This window comes from Acidocella sp. C78 (assembly GCF_907164655.1).
On sequence record NZ_CAJQZK010000071.1, the window covers coordinates 63,665 to 89,052 of the forward strand.

Genomic DNA, 25,388 nt, shown 5'->3' on the forward strand with positions numbered 1-25,388 from the left:
ATGGGACGATGCGCCGCGCCGGGTCAACACGATCGCGCGCGACGCGGCGCGGCTGTCAGCGATGGCTGAAAATGTCCGGCTCCTCGAAGCCGAGCAGGTCAAGCTTCGCGCGCGCCGGCAGGAACCGGTAGCACGCCTCGGCCAGCTCCCGCCGTCCCTCGCGCACCAGCAGCGCTTCCAGCCGGGCCCAGATCGCGTGCAGATGCAGCACGTCCGACGCCGCATAGGCGCATTGCTCCGGCGTGAGGTCGGCGGCGCCCCAGTCGCTGGTCTGCTGCTGCTTCGAAATCTCGATGCCGGCGAGATCGCGGCAGAGATCCTTCAGCCCGTGCCGGTCGGTATAGGTGCGGACCAGCTTCGAGGCGATCTTGGTGCAGACCACCGGCGCGGTCGTCACGCCGAGCGCGTGATACAGCATCGCGAGGTCGAACCGGGCGAAGTGGAACAGCTTGGTCACGCCGGACTGTTCGAGCAGGCGCTTCAGATTCGGGCAATCGGCGCCGCGCCCGCCGAGCGATGGCGGGATGATCTGCACGAGATGCGCGGTATTGTCGCCGGCCGAGAGCTGGACGAGGCAGAGCCGGTCGCGCCGCGGATCGAGCCCCATCGTCTCGGTGTCGACCGCGACGACCGGGCCCAGATCGAGCCCGTCCGGCAGGTCGTGACGATGAATATGGATGGTGGCGCCGGCGGCAAACTGGGTCTGGCTCATCGGCCCATCACGATCCCGCAAGCGGGAGATTGAGAGTTGGTGCCCAGGAGAAGACTCGAACTTCCACAGCCTTGCGGCCACAGGTACCTGAAACCTGCGCGTCTACCATTCCGCCACCTGGGCAAGGGGGCTGCGAACCGCGCCACCCGGCGCGCTTCGGTGGAGGGGCAATAGCGAAGCGGCGCCCCGCCGTCAATCCGCCTTCGCGCGTGAGGCGGTTGTCTTGCGCGGGCCAGTCATGCGAACAGAAGGCGCCCAGTGAAAAGGAGTTCTTCATGGCATCGCGCAAGGTTGCAACGGTTTTCGGCGCTTCCGGCTTCATCGGCCGCCATGTCGTGAAACGCCTGGCCGCCGCCGGCTGGGTCGTCCGTGCCGCGATGCGCGATACCGAGGCCGGCGCCTTTCTCCGCCCGCTGGGCGATGTCGGCCAGGTCGTGCCGCTGCACGCGCCGCTCGACAACGAGGCAGCGCTGCGCCGCGCGATCGAGGGGGCGGCGTGCGTGGTCAATCTCGTCGGCATCCTGGCCGAGCGGCATCGCGGCGATTTCGACCGCGTGCAGCACCAGGGCGCCGCGCGGATCGCCCGGCTCGCGCAGGAGTCCGGGGTGAGCGCGCTGGTCCAGGTCTCGGCGATCGGCGCCGATCCGAAGGCGGCGAGCCTGTATGCGCGCAGCAAGGGCATGGGCGAGGCGGCGGTGCGGGCGGCGTTTCCGGCGGCGACGATCCTGCGCCCCTCCATCGTCTTCGGCCCGGGCGATGGATTCTTCGGCCGCTTCGGCGCGATGGCGGCGCAGCTTCCCGTCCTGCCGGTGATCGAGGGCGAGACGAAATTCCAGCCCGTCTATGTCGGCGACGTCGCCGCCGCGGTGATGGCCGCGATCGAGCGTCCCGAACTCGCCGGGGCGACCTATGAGCTGGGCGGGCCCGAGATCCGCAGCTTCCGCGACCTGCTCTCCTATATCAACGCCGAGACCGGCCATCACCGCGCCCTCATCGGCGTGCCGCGCTGGGCGGCCTGGCTACAGGCCTCGGTGCTCCAGCACCTGCCCGGCCGGCTGCTGACGACCGACCAGCTCCTCTTGCTCCGGCGCGACAATGTCGTGGCGCGGAACGCCCGCACCCTCGCCGACATGGGCATCGTGCCGACGCCGATCGACCTCGTCGTGCCCGCCTTGCTGCGGCGGTTCCGGCAGGGCGGCGGCCGGCCAACGGGCGGCGAGGCGTGATAGGTCACGAATGAGACATAAATTTTCGGGATAAACACCGACCGAAATCCGCGCAGGGCAGATAATCGCGATTATACGGCAACTATGCTGTCATAATATCAAAAAATTGCTGGCCTTCTCCGTTCCGCTGCGCTAGGGACACCGTGAAACAGCCATCCACGGAACGGAGTTGTGCCGATGACCGAGCACATGCAGCAATTCGTGCGTCTTGCGCAGCAGCCGCCGGAAAAGCGCGCGGCCGTCGAGCGCCGCGAGGATTTCGGCGAGATCTATCGCGATTTCGACCCGAAGGACGCCGCGGCCCAGGCCAGCCGGTGCAGCCAGTGCGGGATTCCGTTCTGCCAGGTGCATTGCCCGCTGGGGAACAACATCCCCGACTGGCTGAAACTCTCGGCCGAGGGCCGGCTGGAGGAAGCCTACGAGATTTCCGCCGCCACCAACACCTTCCCCGAAATCTGCGGCCGCATCTGCCCGCAGGACCGGCTGTGCGAGGGCAACTGCGTCATCGAGAAGGGGTTCGAGAGCGTCACCATCGGCGCGGTCGAGCGCTACATCACCGACACCGCCTTCGAGAATGGCTGGGTCCGGCCGATCCGCCCGCGGCGCGAGCGCGCGCAGAGTGTCGGCATCATCGGCGCCGGCCCGGCCGGCCTCGCCGCCGCCGAGGCGCTGCGGCGCAAGGGATACCAGGTGCATGTCCATGACCGGCACGACCGGGTGGGCGGGCTGCTGATCTACGGCATTCCCGGCTTCAAGCTGGAGAAGGAGATCGTCGCCCGCCGGCGCGCCTGGCTCGAGGAGGGCGGCATCCACTTCCACCTGAACGAGGATATCGGCGGCGCCGTCAGCTTCGCCGGGCTGCGCGCGCGCTACGACGCGGTGCTGGTCGCCACCGGCGTCTACAAGGCGCGCGAGATCGACGTGCCGGGCACCGGGCTCGATGGCGTGGTCCCGGCGCTCGACTATCTCATCGCCTCGAACCGCAAGGGGCTGGGCGATGCGGTGCCGGCCTACGATTCGGGCGAACTGAACGCCGCTGGCAAGCGCGTCGTCGTCATCGGCGGCGGCGACACGGCGATGGACTGTGTCCGCACCGCCATCCGCCAGGACGCCGCCGCCGTCACCTGCCTCTACCGGCGCGACCGCGCCAACATGCCCGGCTCGGCGCGCGAGGTCGCGAACGCGATCGATGAAGGTGTCGAGTTCACCTGGCTCTCCGCGCCGGAAGCCTTTGTTGGCGCCGGGCGGGTGAACGCGGTCAAGGCGGTGCGGATGCATCTCGGCCTCGCCGATGCCTCCGGGCGGCAGACCGTCGAGCCGATCGCGGGTTCGGACTTCACCATCGAGGCCGATCTCGTCATCAAGGCGCTCGGCTTCGACCCCGAGGATCTGCCCGGCGCGTTCAACGAGCCCGGCCTCGCGCTCACCCGCTGGGGCACGCTCAAGGTCGATTCGAAGAGCTTCATGACCGCGCTGCCCGGCGTGTTCGCCGCCGGCGACATCGTCCGCGGCGCCAGCCTCGTCGTCTGGGCGATCAAGGACGGCCGCGATGCCGCCGACGCCATGCACGCCTATCTCGAAACCGCCGCCGCGCGCCCCGACGGCGCGCTCGCCACCGCCGCGCGCCTCGACGGCGCGCTGACCTCCGCCGCGGAGTGATGACCATGAACCACGAAACCGCCCCCGAATTCCTCGCCGCCTGGCAGCGCAACACCACGGCGCTCGCCGGCAGCTACGATCCCGCGCAGGAGCACGACGCCTGCGGCGTCGGCCTGATCGCGGCCCTCGATGGCCGCAAGCGGCGCGATGTCGTCGTCGCCGGCATCGATGCGCTGAAGGCCGTGTGGCATCGCGGCGCGGTCGACGCCGATGGCAAGACCGGCGACGGCGCCGGCATCCATGTCGAGATCCCGCAGGATTTCTTCACCGACGCGGTGGAGCGCGGCGGCGACCGCATGCGCCGCGGCCCGATCGCGGTCGGCATGGTCTTCCTGCCCAAGACCGATCTCGGCGCGCAGGAGCGCTGCCGGCAGATCGTCGAGACCGAGATCCTGAATTTCGGCTACCGCATCTATGGCTGGCGCCAGGTGCCGATCGACGTGTCCTGCATCGGCGAAAAGGCGAACGCCACCCGCCCCGAGATCGAGCAGATCATGGTGTGGAACGCGCTCGGCAAGTCGGAGGAGGAGTATGAGCGCGACCTCTACGTGATCCGCCGGCGGATCGAGAAGGAAGCCATCGCGGCGCAAATCCCCGAGCTGTACATCTGCTCGCTCTCCTGCCGCTCGATCATCTACAAGGGCATGTTCCTCGCCGAGAGCCTGACCGAATTCTACCCCGACCTGCTCGACGAGCGCTTCGTCTCGCGCTTCGCGATCTATCATCAGCGCTATTCCACCAACACCTTCCCGACCTGGCGGCTGGCCCAGCCCTTCCGCACCCTCGCGCATAACGGCGAGATCAACACGCTGGCCGGCAACGTGAACTGGATGAAGAGCCACGAAACCCGCCTCGCCGCCGGCGCGCTCGACGCGTATCTCGGCGACATCAAGCCGGTGATCCAGGCCGGCAGTTCCGACACCGCGACGCTCGATGCCGTCTTCGAACTCCTCGTTCACGGCGGCCGCGACGCGATGATGGCGAAAACGCTGATGATCCCGCCCTCGATCGGCGCCGATGCCACGATGAAGGCCGAGCACCGCAACCTCATCAGCTATTGCAACGCGGTGATGGAACCGTGGGACGGTCCGGCCGCGATCACCGCGACGGATGGCCGCTTCGTCATCGCCGGTCTCGACCGCAACGGGCTGCGCCCGCTGCGCTTCACCCGCACCAGCGACGGCCTGCTGATCGTCGGGTCGGAAACCGGCATGGTCAAGCGCGAGGAGGCGGACATCGTCGAGCGCGGCCGCGTCGGGCCGGGCGAGACCATCGCGGTCGATCTCGCCGATGGCCGCTTCTACCATCACGCCGAGCTGATGGACGATCTCGCCGCCCGGCAGGATTTCGGCGCCTGGACCGCCGGCATCAAGGTGATCGACCATATCGTGAAAACCGATGCGCCGGAGCCGGTCCTTTTCGAGGGCGAGGCGCTGCGCCGCCGCCAGCTCGGCGTCGGCTACACGCTGGAGGAACTCGAACTCATCCTCCACCCGATGGTCGAGGACGCCAACGAGGCGACCGGCTCGATGGGCGACGACACCCCGATCGCCGTGCTGTCGGAGCGTTATCGCGGCTTGCATCACTATTTCCGCCAGAGCTTCAGCCAGGTCACCAACCCCGCGATCGACAGCCTGCGCGAAAGCCGCGTGATGTCGCTCAAGACCCGCCTCGGCAATCTCGGCAACGTGCTCGACGAGGATTCCAGCCAGTGCGATCTGTTGCAGCTGGAAAGCCCGGTCCTCTCGACCGCCGAGTTCGACGCGATGCGCCGCACGATGGGCGACAATGCCTGCGTGGTGAACTGCACCTTCCCGGTCGCCGATGGCGAGGGCGGGCTGCGCGCCGCGATCGAGCGCATCCGCCGCGAGGCCGAGGAAGGGGTTCGCGCCGGCTGCACCCATGTCATCCTCACTGACGAAACGTTCGATGCGGCGCACGCGCCGATCCCGATGATCCTCGCCACCGGCGCCGTGCACACCCATCTCGTCCGCCAGTCGCTGCGCACCTTCACCAGCCTCAACGTGCGCGCCGCCGAATGCATGGACGTGCATTATTTCGCCGTGCTGATCGGCGTGGGGGCGACCACGATCAACGCCTATCTCGCGCAGGAAAGCATCGCCGACCGGCATCGCCGCGGCCTGTTCGGGTCGATCAGCCTGAAGGAGTGCATCGGCCGCTACAAGAAGGCGGTGAACAAGGGGCTGCTCAAGGTGATGTCGAAGCTCGGCATCTCGGTGATCTCGTCCTATCGCGGCGGCTACAATTTCGAGGCGATCGGCCTGTCCCGCGCGCTGGTCGCGGAATTCTTCCCCGGCATGCCCTCGCGGATTTCCGGCATCGGCCTGCCCGGCATCGCCCACAAGATGCTGGAACTGCACCGCACCGCCTGGGATGCGGATGCCGTGACCCTGCCGGTCGGCGGCGTCTATCGCCTGCGCCGCAAGGGCGAGACCCATGCCTTCGACGGCCAGATGGTCCACATGCTGCAAACCGCGGTCGCGACCGACAGTTTCACGCTGTATCGGAAATATGCCGATGCGGTGAACGCGCAGCCGCCGGTGGCGCTGCGCGACCTGCTCGATTTCCGCAGCGAGGGGATGACGCCGATCCCGGTGGACGAGGTCGAGAGCATCACCGAAATCCGCAAGCGGCTCGTCGCACCCGGCATCTCGCTCGGCGCGCTCAGCCCCGAGGCGCACGAGACGCTGTCGATCGCGATGAACCGCATCGGCGCGCGCTCGGATTCGGGCGAGGGCGGCGAGGACGCGGCACGCGCAACACCGCGGCCGAACGGCGATAACGCCTCGTCAGCGATCAAGCAGATCGCCTCGGGCCGCTTCGGCGTGACCGCCGAATATCTGAACAACTGCCGCGAGATCGAGATCAAGGTGGCCCAGGGTGCGAAGCCCGGCGAGGGCGGCCAGCTCCCCGGCTTCAAGGTCACCGAGCTGATCGCCAAGCTCCGGCATTCGACGCCGGGGGTGATGCTGATCAGCCCGCCGCCGCATCACGACATCTATTCGATCGAGGATCTCGCCCAGCTGATCTACGATCTCAAGCAGATCAACCCGCAGGCGACGGTGTGCGTGAAGCTGGTCTCGCGCTCGGGCATCGGCACCATCGCCGCCGGCGTGGCCAAGGCGAAGGCGGACGCGATCCTGATCTCCGGCCATTCCGGCGGCACCGGCGCTTCCCCGCAGACCTCGATCAAATATGCCGGCCTGCCCTGGGAGATGGGCCTGTCGGAAACGCATCAGGTGCTGATGCTGAACCGGCTGCGTCACATGGTGAAGCTGCGCACCGACGGCGGCATCAAGACCGGGCGCGACGTGGTGATCGCGGCCATGCTCGGTGCCGAGGAATTCGGCATCGGCACCGCCTCGCTGGTGGCGATGGGCTGCATCATGGTCCGCCAGTGCCATTCCAACACCTGCCCGGTCGGCGTCTGCACGCAGGACGAGGCGTTGCGCGCGAAGTTCGAGGGCACGCCGGAGAAGGTGATCAACCTGTTCTCCTTCATCGCCGAGGATGTGCGACACATCCTCGCCTCGCTCGGCGTGCGCCGCCTAGAGGACGTGATCGGCCGCACCGACTACCTGCACCAGATCTCGCGCGGCTCGGAGATTCTCGACGATCTCGATCTCAACGCGCTGCTTGCCCAGGCCGACCCCGGCCCCTATGCGCGCTTCTGCACGTTGCAGGGCCGCAACGAGGTGCCGGAGACGCTGGATGCGCAGATGATCGAGGATGCGACGCCGTTCTTCGAGCGCGGCGAGAAGATGCAGCTGCAATACGGCATCCGCAACACCCATCGCGCGATCGGCACCAAGTTCTCCGGGCAGATCGTCCGGCGCAAGCGCGGCGCCGATCTGCAGGCCGACCACGTCACCGTGCGGCTGCGCGGTGCCGCGGGCCAGTCGCTCGGCGCCTTCGCCGTGCGCGGACTCAAGCTCGAGGTCTTCGGCGATGCCAACGACTATGTCGGCAAGGGCCTGTCGGGTGCGACCATCGTGGTGCGCCCGGCGCCGTCCTCGCCGCTCGTCAGCCAGGACAACACGATCATCGGCAATACCTGCCTCTATGGCGCGACCTCGGGCCGGCTGTTCGCCGCCGGCCAGGCCGGCGAGCGCTTCGCGGTGCGCAATTCCGGCGCCATTGCGGTTGTCGAGGGCGCGGGGTCGAACGCCTGCGAATACATGACCGGCGGGACGGTCGTGATACTCGGCCCGGTGGGCGACAATTTCGGCGCCGGCTTCACCGGCGGCATCGCCTTCGTCTACGATCCGGATGGTGATTTCGAGATGCGGATCAACCCGGACACGCTGCTCTGGAACCGTGTGACGGAATCCTACTGGGCGCAGCATCTGCGCGACCTCGTCACCGAGCACGCGCGCGAGACGCAGAGTCTCTACGCCGAGCGCCTGCTCAACGAGTGGGAGCGCACGCTGGCGCGGGTCTGGATGGTGGTGCCGCGCGACTATGCGCGCTTCCTGCCGGTGCCGATGACGGCGCCGGCGGCGGCGAAAATTCCGGCCGAGTAACCGGTCGGACTCGCTTCACTCAGCCGAGATGCGCTGCGGCGAATTGCCGCAGCGCCCGGTAGCGGTGGCTGATCGCCGATTTTTCGGCCTTGCCCAGCTCGGCGAAGCTGCGCGTCTCGCCGAGCGGCACGAAAACCGGGTCATAGCCGAACCCGCCATCCCCGCGCGGCGCGGGGGCGATCCGCCCGCGGCACCAGCCGAGATAGGTGAAGGTCCGCCCTTCGGGTGTGGCGAGGCAGATCGCGGCGGCGAAGGCGGCGCGGTCGTCCGCCCGGCTCGCCGCGACGATCTTCGCCATCGCCGCCGCATAGCCGCCGGCCTCCTGCGCGAAGCGCGCCGAGCGCACCCCGGGCGCGCCGGCCATCGCCGCCACCTCCAGCCCCGAATCATCCGCGATCGCCGGCAGCCCGCTCGCCGCCGCCGCCGCCAGCGCCTTGATCCGCGCATTGCCGGCGAAATCCGGCGCGTCCTCCACCGGCTCAGCCAGGCCGAGCGCGCCGGAGGATGCGCAGTCGAGCCCGTGCGGGGCGAGCAGCAGGGCGAACTCGGCGAGCTTGCCGGCATTGTGGGTGGCGATCACCACACGCTGGCCGCGTTCGAGCCGCATCGCTGCCTCAGGCCGCATCGAGCGCCGCGCGCTGGGCCGCGAACAGTTCCGCCGTGCCCTTGCGGGCAAGGCCGAGAAGGGTGCCGAAGGTTGCCTCCTCGAAGGTCGCGCGCTCGGCGGTCGCCTGAATCTCGACGATGCCGCCCGTGCCGGTGAGCACGAAATTGGCGTCCGCCTCGGCATTGGAATCCTCGGCGTAATCGAGGTCGAGCACCGGCGCGCCCTCGAACACGCCGCAGGACACCGCCGCGACCTGGCCGATCAGCGGGTCGGTCGCGATCACGTTCGCCTTGCGCAGCGTGCGGATCGCGAGCGCGAGCGCGACCCAGGCGCCGGTGATCGCGGCACAGCGCGTGCCGCCATCGGCGTTCAGCACGTCGCAATCGAGGGTGATGGTCATCTCGCCCAGCGCCGTGCGGTCGATCACCGCGCGCAGCGAGCGGCCGATCAGGCGCTGGATTTCCTGCGTCCGGCCGGACTGCTTGCCGCGCGCCGCCTCGCGGTCGCCGCGGGTGTGGGTCGCGCGCGGCAGCATGCCATATTCCGCCGTCACCCAGCCCTGGCCGGCGCCGCGCAGAAAGCCCGGCACCCTTCCTTCCACGCTCGCCGCGCACAGCACCTCGGTGCCGCCCATGCGGATCAGCGCCGAGCCCTCGGCGTGGCGCGAGAACCCGGTGACGATCTCCACCTGGCGCAGCGCATCGGCCTTGCGGCCGCTCGGTCTCTTGATGTCGGGCATGAAGCCTCTCCTGTCGGCTGAAAAACGTGTCGCTTGATTTTCGCCCCGCGATACCCGACTCTGGCGCCATGGACCAGACATCCAAGCGTTCTTCCGCCCGCGCCGGCCGGCCGAAGCCGGCGGGCGGGGCTGTGCGGCTGCCGCCGGGGCTCGATGAGCGCTCCGCCGCGGTGCTGCGCGAAATCGTCGAACAATATGTCGAAACCGGCGAGCCGGTGGGCAGCCGCACGCTCTCGCGCCTGCTGCCGATGGGCCTGTCCCCGGCGACGATCCGCAACGTGATGGCGGATCTGACCGATGCCGGGCTGCTGTTCTCGCCGCATATCTCGGCCGGACGGCTGCCGACCGAGCGGGGCCTGCGCCTCTTCGTCGACGGCTTGCTGCATTTCGGCGAATTGTCGGACGAGGAGCGCGAGCGGATCGAGGCGGCGCTCGCCCAGTCCGGCCGCTCGATCCAGGACACGCTGACCGAGGCCTCCGCCCTGCTCTCGGGCCTGTCGCAAGCGGCGGGCATCGTGTTGGCGCCGAAATCGGAAGGGGCGGTCAAGCACATCGAATTCGTGCCTCTGAGTTCCGGCCGCGCTCTCGTCGTGCTCGTCTCGGCGGATGGCCAGGTCGAGAACCGGGTGATCGAAACGCCGCCCGGCGTGCCGCCCTCGGCGCTGCAGGAGGCGAGCAACTACCTCAACGCCCAGCTCTCCGGCCTCTCGCTCGGCGAACTCCGCGTTCGCGTGGCGGACGACATGAGGGCGGACCGTTCGGCGCTGGACGATCTCGCCGCCGGCATCGTCGAGGCCGGGCTTGCGACCTGGTCGGCCGAGGGCAGGGGCGGCTCGCTGATCGTGCGCGGCCAGGCGCGGCTGCTCGCCGATGTCGACCAGCTTGAGAAACTCGCCTCCGTCCAGCAGCTCTTCGAGCGGCTGGAGGCGCAGGAGACGATGCTGAAACTGCTCGATCTCGCCGAGCGGTCGGAAGGCGTGCGCATCTTCATCGGCGCCGAAAGCGGCCTGTTCGGCGCCTCCGGCATGTCGATGGTGGTCGCCCCGGCGCGCTCGCGCGACGATCGCATCGTGGGTGCGATCGGCGTGATCGGGCCGACGCGGATCAATTACGGGCGTATCATCCCCGTGGTCGACTACACCGCGCGGGTGATCGGGAGGCTGCTCGGATGAGGCGCATGAAGGATCGGCCGGCGCGCGCCGGATTGAAAAAAAATCTCGCTTCGTCGCTGCTGATCCTCGCTCTGGCCCCGGCCCTGGCTGTGGCGCAGGCCGCGCCCCGCGTCATCCCCGTGCGCGATGCCCGCGCGGTCTACCGGGTGAGCCAGCCCGGCCGCCCCGACCAGACATGGTCCGTGCGGTTCGATGCGGCCGCTGGCCTGGTGCGGGCGACCAGCCTGTCCGGCACGCCAATGCCGATGACCGTCCTGCTCGACCTTCACGATGGGCGGGCCCAGCTCGTTCTGGCCCAGATGCACGCGCTGGTGAACGTTCCCGGCCTCGCCGGCGCCATGGCGCGGGTGATGGTGATGCGGGGTGCGCATTTCACCCCGCTCGGCCCGGCAACCATCGCCGGAATGCGCTGCACCCGCTACCTCGTCTTGCGGCGCAACGCCTCGGGCACCGCCTGCCTGACGCCGGATGGCTTCGCCCTCGCCGCCTCCGGCGGCGACCCGCACGGGCGGGTGAGCGTGCAGGCGCTTTCGCTTCATGTCGGCCCGCAGCCGCCGGCCGATTTCGTGCCGCCCACCGGATATTCCGAGGTCACCCTGCCACCGCAGATGCTGGCGGGGTTGCTCGGACGATAAGATTCGATAGCCTCGCCTGTCATTTTCAATATTCATTTTAAAAAATGTTTGATCCGACATGTCGAAACATGAATTTTCTGTCGTCGCCTGCGCGCGCTGGGAGTCGCCCTACATCGTCGAGTGGCTGAACTACTACCGCGCGATCGGCTTCGATCACGTCTTCCTGTACTGCAACGACGACGATCCTCGCGAATTGTATGGCCGCTGCCTGCCCTTCGTCCTGGGGCCCGCCCCATTCGTCACCTTCCGCCATTATCCCGTGCAGGGCGAACAATTGCGGATGTACGGCCATTTCCTGTTGAACGACCGTGACTCGACCGAATGGGTCGGCTTCTTCGATATCGATGAATTTCTCCGCCTGCCGCCGGGCCAGACGATCGGCGAGTTTGTCGGCGGCATGCGCGCGCCGGCGGAGTGCATCCTGTTCAACTGGATCTTTTTCGGGCCGAACGGGCACCGGAGCAAGCCTGGAGACAGTATTCTCGGCGACTACACCTTTCGCCAGAAGATCATCCACCCGTTCACCAAATATGTCGCCCGGTCGCACATATTGACGGGGCCGCGCCTGCACGACGTCTCGAAGGGGAACGGCTTCTGGCACTGTCCGATCGGCCATGTCGATCGCCCGATCCGCGCCGTGAACGCGATCGGCGAAGACATGTCGCGCTATTATGACGGGTTTCCCGAAGCCTCCGCGGCATTCGCCAACGACCCCGGCCGCAGCGCTGGCTTGCTGGCCACGGCGATGGTCCATCACTACGCGTTCCGCACGGAAACCGCCTTTGTCGAGCGGGCGCGGCGCGGGCTCGGCGGCGCCTTCGGCGATCAGACCATCTGGAGCGACCTTGCGTCCGGCGACCGGTTCGCGTCCTTTCTGGCCGGGCTGCACGAGGTCGAGGATCGCTCGCTCGCGACGTTCTGGCCGGACCGGCTCGAACATGCCCTCGCCGCGACCATTCCGGTGTCCGGCCAGGCCGGCCTGCCGGCGAGCCGGGGAAAGGTCGCGACCCAAAGCTCGATTTCGGCGTGGTCGGCCGGGGCGTCCCCCGAATCCGACGCTATCCGCGCGCTGAACGGCGTGATCGATGGTCGCGGCAAATTCCACACCGATCTCGAAGACGCCCCGTGGTGGCGGGTCGATCTCGGCGCCGTCCACGGCATCCGCGAGATCAGGCTGTTCAACCGCATGGACCATCCCGCCGTCCCCGCCCGGGCGAACCGCCTCGCCATCGATATCGGCTTTGATCCCGGGACTCTCTTCGAGGTGTTCCGCCGCGACAGCGAGGTGCCGTTCGGCGGCGCCGACGGCCACCCGCTCGTCTTCACCCCGTCAATACCCATCCCCGGCCGCTTCGTGCGGGTCCGTCTGCTGGAGAGAAACTATCTGCATCTCGATCAGGTGGAAATTTATGGTGAGGGGCTGTCGCTGGTCTCCGGCGCCTGAAATCGAGAGGATCACACGACCATGGCGGATACCCGGCGTCACCGGAGTTCCGGCGCGCGCGATGGACCGGGACGCGGAGGGTTGGCCCCGACAATCCGCTGGTGACCGGGCGGGCAGGCCCGGCGTCTGCCGTTCCGGAAACAACCCTTGCCATCAGCCCGGCTTTGCGCCATTGAGAAAGAATCAATGGGTTGATCCGCGGTGCAACAACCGCGTGGTCCCTTATCCACTGATAGAAAGGCGCCGGCAGGGCCGCGATTGCGGGCCGTAACGCGCCGAACCGACTCGGCCGGGGAGCGGACACGCCGCTTCCGGCCCACGAGACAAGGACCGATGACCGCGCTTTCCGTCGCACAATTCTCAAGCAGCGCCTCTCCTACCGGCGCTTCCAGCGGCCAGCGCACCAGTCCTTGACCATGTTTCGAACAACCTTGCGCCAACATCCGCGCCCGCAGGCAGTCGACCCCACGGTCCCGCCGCCGGCGCGCAGGAGTTTTTCCCCCTATGACCAAGACCATGCTCATCGACGCCAGCCACGCGGAGGAAACCCGCGTGGTGGTGTTGGACAACAACCGCCTCGATGACTTCGATATCGAAACCGCCGACAAGAAACAGATCAAGGGCAATATCTATCTTGCCAAGGTCATTCGCGTAGAGCCCAGCCTCCAGGCCGCCTTCGTCGAATATGGCGGCAACCGCCACGGGTTTCTCGCCTTCGCCGAAATCCATCCCGATTATTACCAGATCCCCATAGCCGACCGGCAGAAGCTGCTCGAACTCGAGGCCGAGGAGGCGCGCCGCCGCGTCGAGGCCGAAGAGGCCGAGGATGCGCGGGAAGCGGCGCTCGAAACCGGCCGTCCGCCCCAGGTGACCGAAATCCCGATCGCCGATGCGCCCCCCGCCGCGGGCGCGGAGGCCGAAACCACCGCCGCCGAACCTGCCGAGGCGCCGCAGCCCCGCCACATGGCCGAGGATGCGGCCGAGGATGCGCCCGAGGATGCGCCCGAGGGCGAGGCGCAGACCGCCGAGCCGGCCGAAGCATCGGAGAGCGCCGCCGCGCCGGCGGAAGCCCCCGAGCAGATCGGCGGCGATGACGGCGTCGATGGCGCCGAAGAGGCGCGGGAACGCCGGCGCGCCCGCGCCCTGCGCTCCTACAAGATCCAGGAAGTGATCCACCGCCGCCAGATCATCCTGGTGCAGGTGGTGAAGGAGGAGCGCGGCTCGAAGGGCGCCGCGCTGACCACCTATATCTCGCTGGCCGGCCGCTTCTCCGTGCTGATGCCGAATTCGCCCAATGGCGGCGGCGTGTCGCGCAAGATCACCTCGCTGGCGGATCGCCGGCGGCTCAAGGAGGCGGTGTCCGAGCTGGACATCCCCCAGGGCATGGGCATGATCGTCCGCACCGCCGGCGCGAACCGGCCCAAGCCCGAAATCAAGCGCGACGGCGAATATCTCCTCCGCCTGTGGGACGACATCCGCGAGCGCACCCTGGCCTCGATCGCGCCGGCGCTGGTGTATGAGGAAGCCTCGCTGATCAAGCGGACCATCCGTGACGTCTATACCCGCGATGTCGACCAGGTGCTGATCGAGGGCGAGGACGGGTTCCGCTCCGCGCGCGACTTCATGCGGATGCTGATGCCGACGCATGTGAAGAAGGTCCAGCAATGGAGCGAGCGCCAGCCGCTGTTCGCCAAGCACAATGTCGAGCAGATGCTCGACCACATGTTCCAGCCGACGGTGCAGCTGAAATCGGGCGGCTATCTGGTCATCAACCAGACCGAGGCGCTGGTCGCGATCGATGTGAACTCCGGCCGGGCCACGCGCGAGCGCAATATCGAGGATACCGCGCTGCGCACCAATCTGGAGGCCGCCGATGAGGTGGCGCGCCAGTTGCGCCTGCGCGACCTCGCCGGGCTGATCGTCGTCGATTTCATCGACATGGAGACCCGCAAGCACAACGCGATGGTCGAGCGCCGGCTGAAGGACGCGCTGAAGAACGACCGCGCGCGCATCCAGGTCGGCAGCATCAGCCATTTCGGCCTGCTGGAAATGAGCCGCCAGCGGCTCCGCCCGTCTCTGGCCGAGACCATGCTGATTCCCTGCCCGCATTGCCAGGGTGTCGGCCATGTCCGCAGCACCGCGAGCACGGCGCTGGCCGTGCTGCGCGCGATCGAGGACGAGGCCGCCGGCCGCGCCGCCGAGCTGCTGGTGCATCTGACGCCGGATGTGGCGCTCTACATCTTCAACCACAAGCGCGCCCAGCTCGCCGCCATCGAGGCGCGCTTTGGCCTGCAGGTCGCCTTCGTGGCCGATGGCACGGTGCCCGCCACCTTCAAGATCGAGAAGGTGAAGACCCATGCCGCATCGCGGCCGCAGGAAGCGCCGGCTGCGGCGCCCAGCGCGCCGGTGATCGAGGCCGATGAGGCCGAAACCGAGGCCGAGGCGCCGGATCAGGGCGATGAGGCCGAAGCGTCGGTCGCCGCCGCCGGGAAGGCGGGGGCGGACGAAAACGAGCGCCGCCGCCGCCGCCGCCGCCGCCGCCGGGGCGGGCGGCGCGAGGAGCAGCCCGTCCTGCCCGGCGCCGAACAGCCGGAAATGACCGAGATGCCCGCCGAATTCGCCGTGCGGCTCGATGAGACGCTGGCGGGCCGCGGCCGGTCGGCCCGGATTCCCGCGCCAGAGACCGTGCCAGAGCAGACCGCGCCGGACCATGTGCCGGCAGCCGCGGCCGAGCCGGTGTCCGCGCCGGTCGTGCCGGCGGAGCCGGAAACCCCGCCCGCCGCTCCGGCTGAGGCGGTGGAAGCGGCCGAGCCCGCCGCGGCGCCGGCCGAGGTTGCGGCCGACGAGGCGCCGGCCGAGCCCACGGCGAAGCCGAAGCGCCGCGCCGCCGCCGCGCGCAGCCCGGCCAAGACGCCCCGCCGCCGCCGCGCCACCGCGAAGGAGAGCGAGGCCGCCGAGCCGCAGCAACCGGTATTCACCGATATCGCCGATATTTTCGAGGCGGCGGAGAAGGCTGAAGCCGAGGCGCCGAAACCCGCCCGGCGGCCCCGGCGCACCCGCGCCAAGGCCACGGCAGAAACCGGCGCTGCCGAATCCGGTGCGGCGGACGGCGTGACCGCGGTGGTGGAGAGCGCACCCGCGCCGGTCGCACCCGCGGCCAACGAAACCCAGGCCCCCAAGCCGCCCGCCAATGGCGCGGCCCCGGCCATGGCGGACGAGCCGCAAGAGCCGCCGCGCGGTCCGGCGGTGCAGCCGGTGGTGATCGGCGCCAGCGAAACCACGCCCGCCCAGCGCAAGCGCGGCTGGTGGAAGCGCCCGGCCTGACTGGAGGCCGGAATAACGGCCGTGAAAACGGGCCGGCTCCCCTCCCGGGGGCCGGCCCTATTTCTTGCCGGATGAGGCGGCGGGCCCGGGTGCGGCGTCGCGCCTCGCCCTGACGGCGTCGTAGCGGGCGATATTCTTGCGCTGTTCGGCGAAGGTGCGGGCGAAGACATGCCCGCCCGTGCCGGTCGCGACGAAATACAGCGCGTCGGTCTGCGCCGGATGCAGCACCGCGTTGATCGCGGCGAGCCCCGGCGCGCAGATCGGCCCGGGCGGCAGCCCCTTGTGGCGATAGGTGTTATAGGGGCTCGCGGTGGCGAGGTCCCGATCATCGACCCGGTGGGGCAGGGCGGTCGCCGCGCCCCCGGTCACCGCATAGATCACCGTCGGATCGGCCTGGAGCTTCATCCCCCGCGCCAGCCGGTTCTCATAGACCCCGGCGATTTTCGGCAACTCGGCGGCAAGCGGCGTCTCCAGCTGCACGATCGAGGCGAGGATCAGCGCCTCGCCTTTCGTCCGCACCGGCAGGCCGGGCGCGCGGGATGCCCAGGCCTTGGCCAGCGCCGCCTTCATCGCCGCCTGCATCCGTGCCGCGATGGCGCTCCGCGCCGTGCCATAGGTGTAATCATAGGTTTGCGGCAGAATGCTGCCCTCGGGCGGCGGCGAAACCCGGCCGGTCGCGTGCGGCAGCGCGTTCACGATCGCCGCGATCCGGGCCGATGTCAGCCCCTCGGGAATCGTCGCCTTGAACTGGATTTCCGGCGCGAAGCGCAGCGTGTGCAGCACGGCGCGCAGGCTGGCATGATCGGTGAAGCGGAAATCGCCGGACCGGATCGGCCCCTGGCCGCGCGTGAGAAAGGCGGCGATCTCGAACAGCCGGGCCGAGCGGATCGCGCGCCGGCGCGCCAGCAGCACGGCAACCTGATGCGTGCCGCCCGGCGGGATGAAGATATCGGCGGCTTCAGGCAGCGGCCCCGGGCCGTCATAGACCTGGCGGACCGCCATTCTGCCCATCTGCGACAGCACCAGAACGGTGAGCAGCAGAAGGATCAGGCGCCCCGGGCCGCGCATGGCTGAACGCGCCTGGCTCAGCCAGGCTTGCGGAACAGGATCGACGCGTTGGTGCCGCCGAAGCCGAAGCTGTTGGACAGCACGATATCGATCTTGCGCTGCTGCGCGGTATGGGCCACGCGATCGACCACGCTGGCACGGCTCGGCTCGTCGAGGTTGAGCGTCGGTGGGGCGACGCCATCGCGCAACGCGAGGATGGAGAAAATCGCCTCGACCGCGCCGGCGGCGCCGAGCAGATGGCCGGTCGCCGATTTGGTGGATGACATCGCCACGTTCCGCGCCGCGTCGCCGAACAGGTTCTCGACCGCTTCGAGTTCGAGATCATCACCCATCGGCGTGGAGGTGCCATGGGCGTTGATGTAATCGACATCGGCCGCGGTCAGCCCGCCCGATTTCAGCGCCGCCTTCATCGCGCGGAACGCGCCGTCGTGATGCGGCGCCGGGGCGGTGATGTGATGCGCGTCGCCGGACATGCCATAGCCGGCGATCTCGGCGTAAATCTTGGCACCGCGCTTTTTCGCGTGCTCGTATTCCTCAAGGAACAGCACACCGGCGCCTTCGCCCATCACGAACCCGTCGCGATCCTTGTCCCACGGGCGGGACGCGGCCTTGGGGTTGTCGTTGAAGGCGGTCGACAGCGCGCGCGAGGCGCAGAACCCGGCGATCCCGATCTCGCAGACCGCGCCTTCCGCGCCGCCGGCGAGCATGATGTCGGCATCGCCGAGGGCGATCAGCCGCGCCGCGTCGCCGACCGCGTGAACCCCGGTCGCGCAGGCGGTGACTGCCGAATGATTCGGCCCTTTCAGACCGAACCGGATCGAGACATGGCCGGAGACGAGGTTGACCAGGGCGGACGGAATGAAGAAGGGCGAAAGGCGGCGCGCCCGGCCTTCATGAACCATGATCGAGGCGTCGTAGATGGTCTGCAACCCGCCGATGCCGGAGCCGATCATCACGCCGGCGGCGTAGCTGTCCTCCTCCGTCGCGGGGGTCCAGCCGGCATCCTCCATCGCCTCGACGGACGCCGCCATCCCAAGATGGATGAAGCGATCCATCTTCTTCTGCTCTTTCGGCGGAATCCATTCGTTGAGATCGAACCCGCCATCCGCCCGCGACCCCGCGGGCAGTTCGCCCGCGACCTTGCAGGGCAGATCCGCCGGGTCGAACCTGGTTATCGGGCCGATGCCCGAGTCCCCGGCAATCAAACGCCGCCAGACATGCTCGACCCCGACGCCCAGCGGGCTCGCGATCCCCATGCCTGTCACCACGACCCGACGCATGCTCATGTCCCGTCCGATACCTGACTTATTCGGCTTTCTTCTTTTCGATGTAGTCGATCGCGTCCTTGACGGTGCCGATCTTCTCGGCCGCGTCCTCGGGGATCTCCACGCCGAAGGCTTCCTCGAACGCCATGACCAGCTCGACCGTATCGAGGCTGTCCGCGCCCAGATCGTCGATGAAGGAGGCTTCCGGCGTCACCTTCGCCTCGTCCACGCCGAGGTGCTCGACGACAATCTTCTTCACTTTTTCGGCGACTTCACTCATCGAATTCATGCTCCTGTAGAGATCGTTGGGCGGTATGGACCGGCGGCATCGACCATCCCGCCTCCGGTCGGATGGATAACACGCAATGATCGTGGCGCACGAGGCCGGCTCCACGATCATTGCCAAAGTTCGGCGCGCTTAGCATGGTTCGCCCGGCCGCGCCAACCGCAGCTCAGATCATGGCCATGCCACCATTCACATGCAGGATCGCGCCGGTGACCCAGGCGGCGGCGTCGGAGGCCAGATAGGCCACCGCGGCGGCGACGTCCTGCGGCCTGCCGAGGCGGCCAAGCGGAATCTTTTCGGCCAGCGCTGCGCGCTGCGCCTCGCTCAGCGCGTCCGTCATCGCGGTCTCGATGAAGCCCGGCGCCACGAGATTGACCGTGATGTTGCGCGAGGCGACTTCCTGCGCCATCGATTTCGTCATGCCGATCAGCCCGGCCTTGGCGGCGGCGTAGTTGACCTGGCCGGGATTGCCGGTGCTGCCGACGATGCTGCCGATATTGATGATCCGCCCGGCGCGCCGGCGCATCATCCCCTTCATCACCGCGCGGGACAGGCGGAAGGGCGCGGCGAGATCGACATCCATCACCTGGCTCCAGGCCTCGTCGGACATGCGCAGCACAAGCCCGTCGCGGGTCAGGCCGGCATTGTTCACCAGGATGTCGATATGCCCGAGCGCCGAGTCGGCGGCCGCGACCAGCGCCTCCGCCGCCTTGGGGTCGGAGAGGTCGGCCGGGCAGACATGGGCGCGCTCGCCAAGCTCTGCCGCGAGCGCGGCGAGGGCGGAGTCGCGTGTGCCCGAGAGCGCGACCGCGGCCCCCAGCCCGTGCAGCGTGCGCGCAATGGCGGCGCCGATGCCGCCCGAGGCGCCGGTGACGAGGGCGGTGCGTCCCGCCAGCGCGAAAAGATCAGCCGACATGTTTGACCAGCTCCTCAAGCTCCGCCGGCGTGCCGCAGGACAGGCAATCGGCGTCCGGGGCGATGCGCCGCGCGAGACCGCACAGCACCTTGCCTGCGCCGAGTTCGATGAAGCGGGTGACGCCGAGTGCCGTCATCGTGCCGACCGATTCGCGCCAGCGGACCGGCGCCGTCACCTGCTCGACCAGCCGCGCGGCGATCTCCGCCGGGTCCGTCACCTTCGCCGCGGTGACATTGGCGATCAGCGGCACCACCGGTGCTGCGAGCGTCACGCCGGCCAGCGCCTCGCGCATCGCCTCGGCGGCGGGCGCCATCAGCGCGCAGTGGAACGGCGCCGAGACCGGCAGCTTGAGCGCGCGCTTGATGCCCCGCGCGCGGGCGATCTCCAGCGCCCGGTCGACCGCTGCGGCAGTGCCGGAAATCACCACCTGGCCGCCGCCATTATCATTGGCGACGGAGACGACCTGCCGCCCCTCCGGCGATTCGGCCGCCTCGGCGCAGATCTGCTCGGCGGCGTCGCGTTCGACGCCGAGCAGCGCCGCCATCGCGCCCTCGCCGGGCGGCACCGCCTGCTGCATCGCGGTACCGCGAATCCGCAGCAGCCGCGCGGTATCGGCGATGCCGAACGTGCCGGCGGCCGCCAGCGCCGAATATTCGCCGAGCGAATGGCCGGCGACCACCGCCGCCCGATCGCCGAGCACAATGCCGGCTTCCTTCTCCAGGCAACGCAGCACCGCCATCGACATGGCCATGAGCGCGGGCTGGGCGTTCTCGTCAGGGTGAGTTCCTCCGCCGGGCCCTCGAACATCAGCCTGGAGAGTTTCTGCTTGAGAACCTCGTCGACTTCCTCGAACACCTCGCGCGCCGGCGCGAAGGCGGCGGCCAGGTCGCGCCCCATGCCCACGGCCTGGCTGCCCTGTCCTGGAAAGATGAAGGCGTTCACCGCCATGTTCCGTTTCTCCTGTCGTCCCGGCGATGCGGTCGGCATGGCCGAGCCGGCCCTGAATATCCCGCAATCGCGTGCTCTGACGCTGGCGCGGGGTAGATGCAGGGCGCGCGCAAGTCAATCTTTCGTAACCCGCCGGCGGGCTCGATTGTTCAGAAATGTCGCTGAAACACCCGGATCACGTCGCCCGGCGCCACCAGCGCCGAAACCGGCGCCCGATAGTCCCGCGGCACCCCGCCGGTCATCCGGATCACCCCGACCTCGGATTCCACCGCCCGATAGGTAAAGCCCCCGCGCGCGAGACGGCGGCGAGCACGGTCATGCCGGGCTCGAACGGATACTGGTCCGGCCGGTTCACCTCGCCCAGGATCGAGAACGGCCGGTAGCGCCGCACCTCTACCGCGACGGCGGGATGGCGCAGAATCCCGCGCGCGACCAGCGTTCGGGCGATCGCGCGGCCCAGCATCGCCGTGCTCCGCCCCGCCGCGCGCACCGGCCCGGCGAGCGGCAGCTCGATCATGCCCGAGGCATCCACGTCATATGTCGCGGTGAGCTGGGTCTGGCCGAACACGATCACCCGCAGCCGGTCGCCCGGCCCAAGCCGGTAGCCGCCGGAGGCCGTCGCCGGCAGCTTCGGCAGGCGCATCCACGCCGCGCAGCCCGAGAGCGCCGGGGCGATGATCCCACCCAGCATGGCGGCGAGCAGGCGGCGCCTTGTGTCGCGGCGAAATACCGGCATGTCGATCAACCTTGAACTGAAATGATATACACAATACAACCTTAAATAGATAAATTCGTGTCTTCCGCCAGAATGCCCCGGCGCGCGCCCCCTTTGCAACAACGCCCTCGGTGCAACAACAGATGAGGCATCCCGATGACGGGTCGGTCACAGAGATGAGCGTTCCGGCAGACCCACAGGGCCGCGCCCTGCCGGCAAGGGCGGCGGACGATCCGCTCGATGCCCTGCGCGCCGTCCGCCGCCACTGGCGGCTGGCCGCCCTTGTCGCCCTCGGCCTGCCGCTGCTCTCCTCGGCCGCGTTGTCGCGCCTGCCGGCGGTCTATACCGCGACCGGCGTGCTGCTCTACGACCCGATCGGGTTCAATCAGAAATTGCTGCGCGACGTGGTCGAGACCGCGCCGGTGACCGATATGCTGATGGCCAGCCAGGTCGCCATCCTCAAAAGCCCGGGCGTGATGCGGCGCGTGGTTCGCCGCCTCGGCGCCCGCCCGCATCCCCCGCGCGCCCCTGAGCCTGGCTTCGCACCGATGCTGCGGCGCTGGTTCGGCCTCGGGCCGACGCCCCGGCCCGCCGCCGCCGCGCTCGACGCCGACATCGCCGCCCGGTTCCGCATCGAGATCCCCGCGGGTTCGCAGCTGATCGACGTCTCCTATACCAGCCGCGACCCGCGCCGCGCCGCCCGGGCGGTGAACGCCGCCATGGCCGCCTATCTGGATCGGGAGCGGACCGACCGGCTGGAGGTGCTGCACCGGGCCCGGCTCTGGCTCCGGCACCGGGCGCGGGAGACGGCGTCCCGTCTCGAATCCCTCGATGTCGCGATCGCGCTCGAGCGCGCGCGCAGCGGCACCCAGCGGGGGGCCGGCGCCGCGCCGCTGACCAATGAGCAGGCCGGGCAGCTCACCGCGAGCCTCGCCGCCTCCCAGGCCGATCTCGCCGCCGCGCGGGCGCGGCTCGCGATCTTGCGCGGCGGCAGCGAGGCCGCCGCTGCCGCCGCGGTGGCGCCCGCGATCGGGCCGATGCGCGCGCGCGCGGCCGAACTCACCGCAAGGCTGCGCGCCCTCGCCAGCACCGAGGGGCCGAACAATCCCGAATATCGCGCCGCCGCCCGCGCGCTCGCGGCGCTGCGCGGGCAGATCGGGGCCGAAACCGGGCGGCTCGTCGCCGCCGACCGGATGCGCGCCGCCGCCGATGCGGCGCGTGTCGCCAGTCTCGAGGCCGCCATCGCCCGCGTGCGCGGCAAGGCGGCGGCGCAGTCGGTGGTGGCGGCGCCCCTCGCGCGCCTTCAGGAGCAGCGCCAGGCCGAGAGCAGCCTGCTGCGCGCCGAGACCGAGCAGATCGGCGCGCTCGAAAGCCGCAGCGCCCTGACGCGGCCGAGCGCGCGGATCATCACCCCCGCCGTCCCGCCGGCGCGCGCCAGCGGCCCGCGCCGCCTCGCCATCCTCTCCGGCGCGGTCCTGCTCGGCCTCTGCCTTGGCCTGCTGGCGGCGCTGGCGGCGGATGCGCTGAACGGCAGCTTCCGCTCCGGCGGCCAGGTGCGCGAAGCGCTGGGCCTGCCCTGCATGGCGCTGGTGCCCGAAATCACCCGGCGGGCGCGCCGCGGCCTCGCGGTGCCCGACTATGCGCGCCGCTATCCGTTTTCCGCCTTCGCCGAGCAGATCCGGGCCCTGCGCACCGGCCTCTGGCTCGCGCCCGGCGCGCCGCGCAGCCTCGCGATCACGGCGTCCCGCCCCGGCGAGGGCAAAACCACGCTGGCCGTCAGCCTCGCCCTGTCGATGGCGGCCAGCGGGGCGCGCATCCTGCTGATCGACTGCGATATCCGCCAGCCGAGCCTCGACATGGTCTTCGGCCTCGGCGGCCTGCCCGGCCTGACCGACCATCTGGCCGGGCGGGTGGCGCTGGAGGCGGCGATCCATCGTCCCGCCCTCGAGGATGACGACGCCGTTCCGGACGTCATGCCGGCCGGGGCGGTGGCGCGCGAGGCGCTGGCCCTGTTCATGTCCGAGCGCCTCGGTCTGCTGATCGAGGAGCTTCACCGCCGATACGACCTCGTGATCCTCGACCTCCCGCCCGTCTTCGCCCTGGCCGAGGCGCAGGTGCTCGCCCGCGCCGCCGCGTCCGTGCTGCTCTGCATCCGCTGGGGGCAGACGCCCCGGCGCACCGTCGCGGCGGCGATGGCGCTGCTGGCGCAGCCGGGGCTGCGGATCGAGGGCGCGGTGCTCACAAGGGTCGACGGCGCCCGCCACGCCCGCGCCGGATTTCCCGATTCCGAACTCTATCATCCGCGTTATGGCGGCTATTTCCGTACCTGACGCCGCGATCCCGCCGCGCGCCGCGCCGGCCCGCCCGCGCGCGGCCGCGTGGCCGGAGGTGAAGCTGCTCGCGGGCGGCGCGCTCCTGCTGCTCTGGCCGGCGCTGGCCAACCGGTATCCGCTGGTCTTCTCCGACACCGGAACCTACATCTCGCAGGTTCTCGACCTGCATCTCGGCTGGGATCGCCCGCCCTTCTACAGCCTGCTGGTGATCGTCGCCGGGCTTGGGCGGTCGCTCTGGCCGGTGATCATCGCCCAGGCGCTGGTCGCGTCCTGGCTGATCCGCGCCACCCACCGCCTGCTCGCGCCCGAAGCCGGCGCGCTCGAAACCGCCGTGCTGCTGGCGGGTCTCGCGGCCGGATCGTCCCTGTCCTGGACCTCGTCGCAGGTGATGCCGGACATCTTCACGCCGCTGATGGTGCTCGCCTTCGCCGGGCTCGTGCTCGATCCCGCGGCCAGGACGGCGGGCGCCGGGCACGCGCTGGCGATCGGCGTGGCGATCGTCGTGCATCTGAGCAACATGCCGATCTATGCCGGGCTCTGCCTCGCCGTCCTGCCGCTGCGCCGGCGGCGCCACCGGGTCCGCTGGCGGGCGCTGTTGCTGCCGTTCCTGCTCGGCGCTGCGTGCCTTACCGCGGTCAACACGCTGGCCCGCGGCAGGCCCTCGCCCTCGCCCTATGGCGCGACCTTCCTGCTCGCCCGGCTGATCGAGAACGGCCCGGCGCGCGCCACGCTCGCGGCCGACTGTCCGCGCGCCGGCTGGGCGCTCTGCGCCTATCGCGACGATCTGCCGCGCACCGCCGATGGCTTTCTCTGGCGGGCCGACAGTCCGCTCTACCGCGCCGGCGGCCCGCGCCGCCTGGTCGGGCAGACGGATGCCATCGTCTACCGGACGCTCGCCCTGCATCCGCGCGCCGTGCTGCGCGCGGCGGCCCGCGATTTCGCCCTGCAACTCCTCACCTTCGCGCCGGGCAGCGGCCTGCGCCCCTGGTATGCGACCGCCTGGCAGACCATCCGGCGCGACCTGCCGCGCCCGGCCTATGCCGGCTATCTCGCCAGCCGCCAGGCGCGCGGGCGGCTGGGCGTGCCGCGCGTCCTCGCCGCGATCATGCGCCCGCTCGCCGCCGGCGGCATGGCGGTGACCGCGCTGTTCGCGCTGTTCGCCGCCTTCCGCCGCGACATCGGCGCGCAGGCGCGATCGCTGGGCGTCTTCTGCTGGATCGTCCTGCTCGCGCTGGCCGGCAACGCGGCGGTGACGGGCGCGCTCTCCGGCCCCCATGCCCGCTATCAGAGCCGGGTTGTCTGGCTCGCGGTGTTCTCCGGCTGGCTGGTGCTGCGGCGGGTTCAGGCCGGGTGCCGGTCCCGCCCGACCAGCAGCACGACGTAGAGTTTGAGCCGCCCGAAGCCGAGCCGGCGCCGCCAGTCGATCATGTGGGTCAGCCGATGGCGCATCCCGAAATGCAGCTCGATCGCGCGGAGCTGGGCGTCGGAAAAACTCGCCGCGAGCTCGTGCGGCAGGGCGTCGAGAAACCGCCCGAGCGGGGCCGAATAGTCCTGCGCGGCCATGGCCGCATCACTCGGTCATCCGGTCGAGCGCGGGTATGGCGCGCAGAACCTTGCGCTTGAGCAGGATCGGGCCGATCAGCCCCGCGCTCATCAGCACCGCCGCGACCGGCAGGAACCGCGCGCCGTTCCAGCCCGTCACCAGCAGCAGAAGGCCCTTCGCGAGGCCGATGAAAATGGTGTTGAACAGATAGATCATCAGGGAATTCCGCCCGAGCGTTTCGACAATACGGGC

At 69.6% G+C, this 25,388-nt stretch carries 18 protein-coding genes, 1 tRNA gene and 2 pseudogenes; 9 read left to right on the forward strand and 12 right to left on the reverse strand.

Annotation, left to right across the window (positions count from 1 at the left end; translation table 11 throughout):
- Positions 1-55: 55 nt before the first annotated feature.
- The gene (locus ACIDOCELLA78_RS88775) at positions 56-712 is read right to left on the reverse strand and encodes a ribonuclease D (RefSeq protein WP_201728666.1); all 657 of its coding nucleotides are present in this window, start codon (positions 710-712) and stop codon (positions 56-58) included.
- Positions 713-749: 37 nt separating this feature from the next.
- Positions 750-835: transfer RNA gene (locus tag ACIDOCELLA78_RS88780), tRNA-Leu, on the reverse strand.
- 152 nt (positions 836-987) lie between these two features.
- Here ACIDOCELLA78_RS88780 and ACIDOCELLA78_RS88785 point away from each other — a divergent pair.
- The 3 genes from ACIDOCELLA78_RS88785 to gltB all read left to right on the forward strand — a co-directional run bounded on the left by ACIDOCELLA78_RS88785 (position 988) and on the right by gltB (position 8,141).
- Positions 988-1,938 carry a complex I NDUFA9 subunit family protein gene (locus tag ACIDOCELLA78_RS88785; protein ID WP_201728667.1) on the forward strand — a complete coding sequence of 317 codons (951 nt, stop codon included), beginning with the start codon at positions 988-990 and terminating at the stop codon, positions 1,936-1,938.
- A gap of 177 nt (positions 1,939-2,115) precedes the next feature.
- Complete coding sequence (locus tag ACIDOCELLA78_RS88790; RefSeq protein ID WP_201728668.1) at positions 2,116-3,597, forward strand: NAD(P)-dependent oxidoreductase; 1,482 nt, start codon at positions 2,116-2,118, stop codon at positions 3,595-3,597.
- Positions 3,598-3,602: 5 nt separating this feature from the next.
- The gene (gene gltB / locus ACIDOCELLA78_RS88795) at positions 3,603-8,141 is read left to right on the forward strand and encodes a glutamate synthase large subunit (protein ID WP_201728669.1); all 4,539 of its coding nucleotides are present in this window, start codon (positions 3,603-3,605) and stop codon (positions 8,139-8,141) included.
- A gap of 19 nt (positions 8,142-8,160) precedes the next feature.
- Here the strand turns inward: gltB and rdgB are convergent, their stop codons facing one another.
- Both rdgB and rph read right to left on the reverse strand, forming a co-directional pair.
- A complete protein-coding gene (gene rdgB / locus ACIDOCELLA78_RS88800; protein WP_201728670.1) occupies positions 8,161-8,748 on the reverse strand; it encodes an RdgB/HAM1 family non-canonical purine NTP pyrophosphatase in 588 nt (195 codons plus the stop codon).
- 7 nt (positions 8,749-8,755) lie between these two features.
- On the reverse strand, positions 8,756-9,487 hold the full coding sequence (gene rph, locus ACIDOCELLA78_RS88805; protein WP_201728671.1) for a ribonuclease PH: 732 nt from the start codon (positions 9,485-9,487) through the stop codon (positions 8,756-8,758).
- Positions 9,488-9,555: 68 nt separating this feature from the next.
- On the opposite strand from rph, the gene hrcA reads away from it, so the two are divergent.
- The 4 genes from hrcA to ACIDOCELLA78_RS88825 all read left to right on the forward strand — a co-directional run bounded on the left by hrcA (position 9,556) and on the right by ACIDOCELLA78_RS88825 (position 16,062).
- Positions 9,556-10,659, forward strand: coding sequence for a heat-inducible transcriptional repressor HrcA (gene hrcA, locus ACIDOCELLA78_RS88810; protein ID WP_201728672.1), 1,104 nt, complete (start codon positions 9,556-9,558; stop codon positions 10,657-10,659).
- Positions 10,656-11,294 (forward strand): hypothetical protein, encoded by a 639-nt coding sequence (locus ACIDOCELLA78_RS88815; protein WP_249675770.1) that lies wholly within the window; start codon positions 10,656-10,658, stop codon positions 11,292-11,294. The genes hrcA and ACIDOCELLA78_RS88815 overlap by 4 nt, the downstream gene beginning before the upstream one ends.
- Before the next feature lie 58 nt (positions 11,295-11,352).
- Positions 11,353-12,738: a glycosyltransferase family 2 protein gene (locus tag ACIDOCELLA78_RS88820; protein ID WP_201728673.1), complete on the forward strand. Its 1,386-nt coding sequence runs from the start codon at positions 11,353-11,355 to the stop codon at positions 12,736-12,738.
- A gap of 504 nt (positions 12,739-13,242) precedes the next feature.
- Entirely contained in the window at positions 13,243-16,062 is a 2,820-nt protein-coding gene (locus tag ACIDOCELLA78_RS88825; RefSeq protein ID WP_201728674.1) for a ribonuclease E/G, read from the forward strand.
- A gap of 57 nt (positions 16,063-16,119) precedes the next feature.
- Here ACIDOCELLA78_RS88825 and mltG read toward each other — a convergent pair whose 3' ends face one another.
- The 6 genes and pseudogenes from mltG to ACIDOCELLA78_RS88855 form a co-directional block, all read right to left on the reverse strand.
- Positions 16,120-17,130, reverse strand: coding sequence for an endolytic transglycosylase MltG (gene mltG / locus ACIDOCELLA78_RS88830; protein ID WP_201728675.1), 1,011 nt, complete (start codon positions 17,128-17,130; stop codon positions 16,120-16,122).
- Positions 17,131-17,147: 17 nt separating this feature from the next.
- The gene (gene fabF / locus ACIDOCELLA78_RS88835; protein WP_201728676.1) at positions 17,148-18,416 is read right to left on the reverse strand and encodes a beta-ketoacyl-ACP synthase II; all 1,269 of its coding nucleotides are present in this window, start codon (positions 18,414-18,416) and stop codon (positions 17,148-17,150) included.
- Between the two features lie 19 nt (positions 18,417-18,435).
- Positions 18,436-18,675 (reverse strand): acyl carrier protein, encoded by a 240-nt coding sequence (locus ACIDOCELLA78_RS88840; RefSeq protein WP_007422686.1) that lies wholly within the window; start codon positions 18,673-18,675, stop codon positions 18,436-18,438.
- A gap of 172 nt (positions 18,676-18,847) precedes the next feature.
- Positions 18,848-19,597, reverse strand: a complete 750-nt coding sequence (fabG, locus tag ACIDOCELLA78_RS88845; protein WP_201728677.1) for a 3-oxoacyl-[acyl-carrier-protein] reductase — start codon at positions 19,595-19,597, stop codon at positions 18,848-18,850.
- A pseudogene (gene fabD, locus ACIDOCELLA78_RS88850) lies at positions 19,587-20,545 on the reverse strand (ACP S-malonyltransferase). Before fabD ends, fabG begins: the two are co-directional and overlap by 11 nt.
- Before the next feature lie 247 nt (positions 20,546-20,792).
- Positions 20,793-21,281 carry a polysaccharide biosynthesis/export family protein gene (locus ACIDOCELLA78_RS88855; RefSeq protein WP_249675775.1) on the reverse strand — a complete coding sequence of 163 codons (489 nt, stop codon included), beginning with the start codon at positions 21,279-21,281 and terminating at the stop codon, positions 20,793-20,795.
- A 155-nt stretch (positions 21,282-21,436) separates the two neighbouring features.
- Here ACIDOCELLA78_RS88855 and ACIDOCELLA78_RS88860 point away from each other — a divergent pair, with 155 nt between their 5' ends.
- Together ACIDOCELLA78_RS88860 and ACIDOCELLA78_RS88865 are read left to right on the forward strand one after the other, a co-directional pair.
- On the forward strand, positions 21,437-23,590 hold the full coding sequence (locus tag ACIDOCELLA78_RS88860) for a polysaccharide biosynthesis tyrosine autokinase (protein ID WP_201728678.1): 2,154 nt from the start codon (positions 21,437-21,439) through the stop codon (positions 23,588-23,590).
- Positions 23,568-24,977, forward strand: coding sequence for a hypothetical protein (locus ACIDOCELLA78_RS88865; protein WP_201728679.1), 1,410 nt, complete (start codon positions 23,568-23,570; stop codon positions 24,975-24,977). The genes ACIDOCELLA78_RS88860 and ACIDOCELLA78_RS88865 overlap by 23 nt, the downstream gene beginning before the upstream one ends.
- Here ACIDOCELLA78_RS88865 and ACIDOCELLA78_RS88870 read toward each other — a convergent pair.
- Complete coding sequence (locus ACIDOCELLA78_RS88870) at positions 24,935-25,156, reverse strand: hypothetical protein (protein ID WP_201728680.1); 222 nt, start codon at positions 25,154-25,156, stop codon at positions 24,935-24,937. The two genes, ACIDOCELLA78_RS88865 and ACIDOCELLA78_RS88870, sit on opposite strands and share 43 nt — an antisense overlap.
- 7 nt (positions 25,157-25,163) lie before the next feature.
- Positions 25,164-25,388, reverse strand: a pseudogene (locus tag ACIDOCELLA78_RS88875) (acyltransferase); the annotation flags it as partial.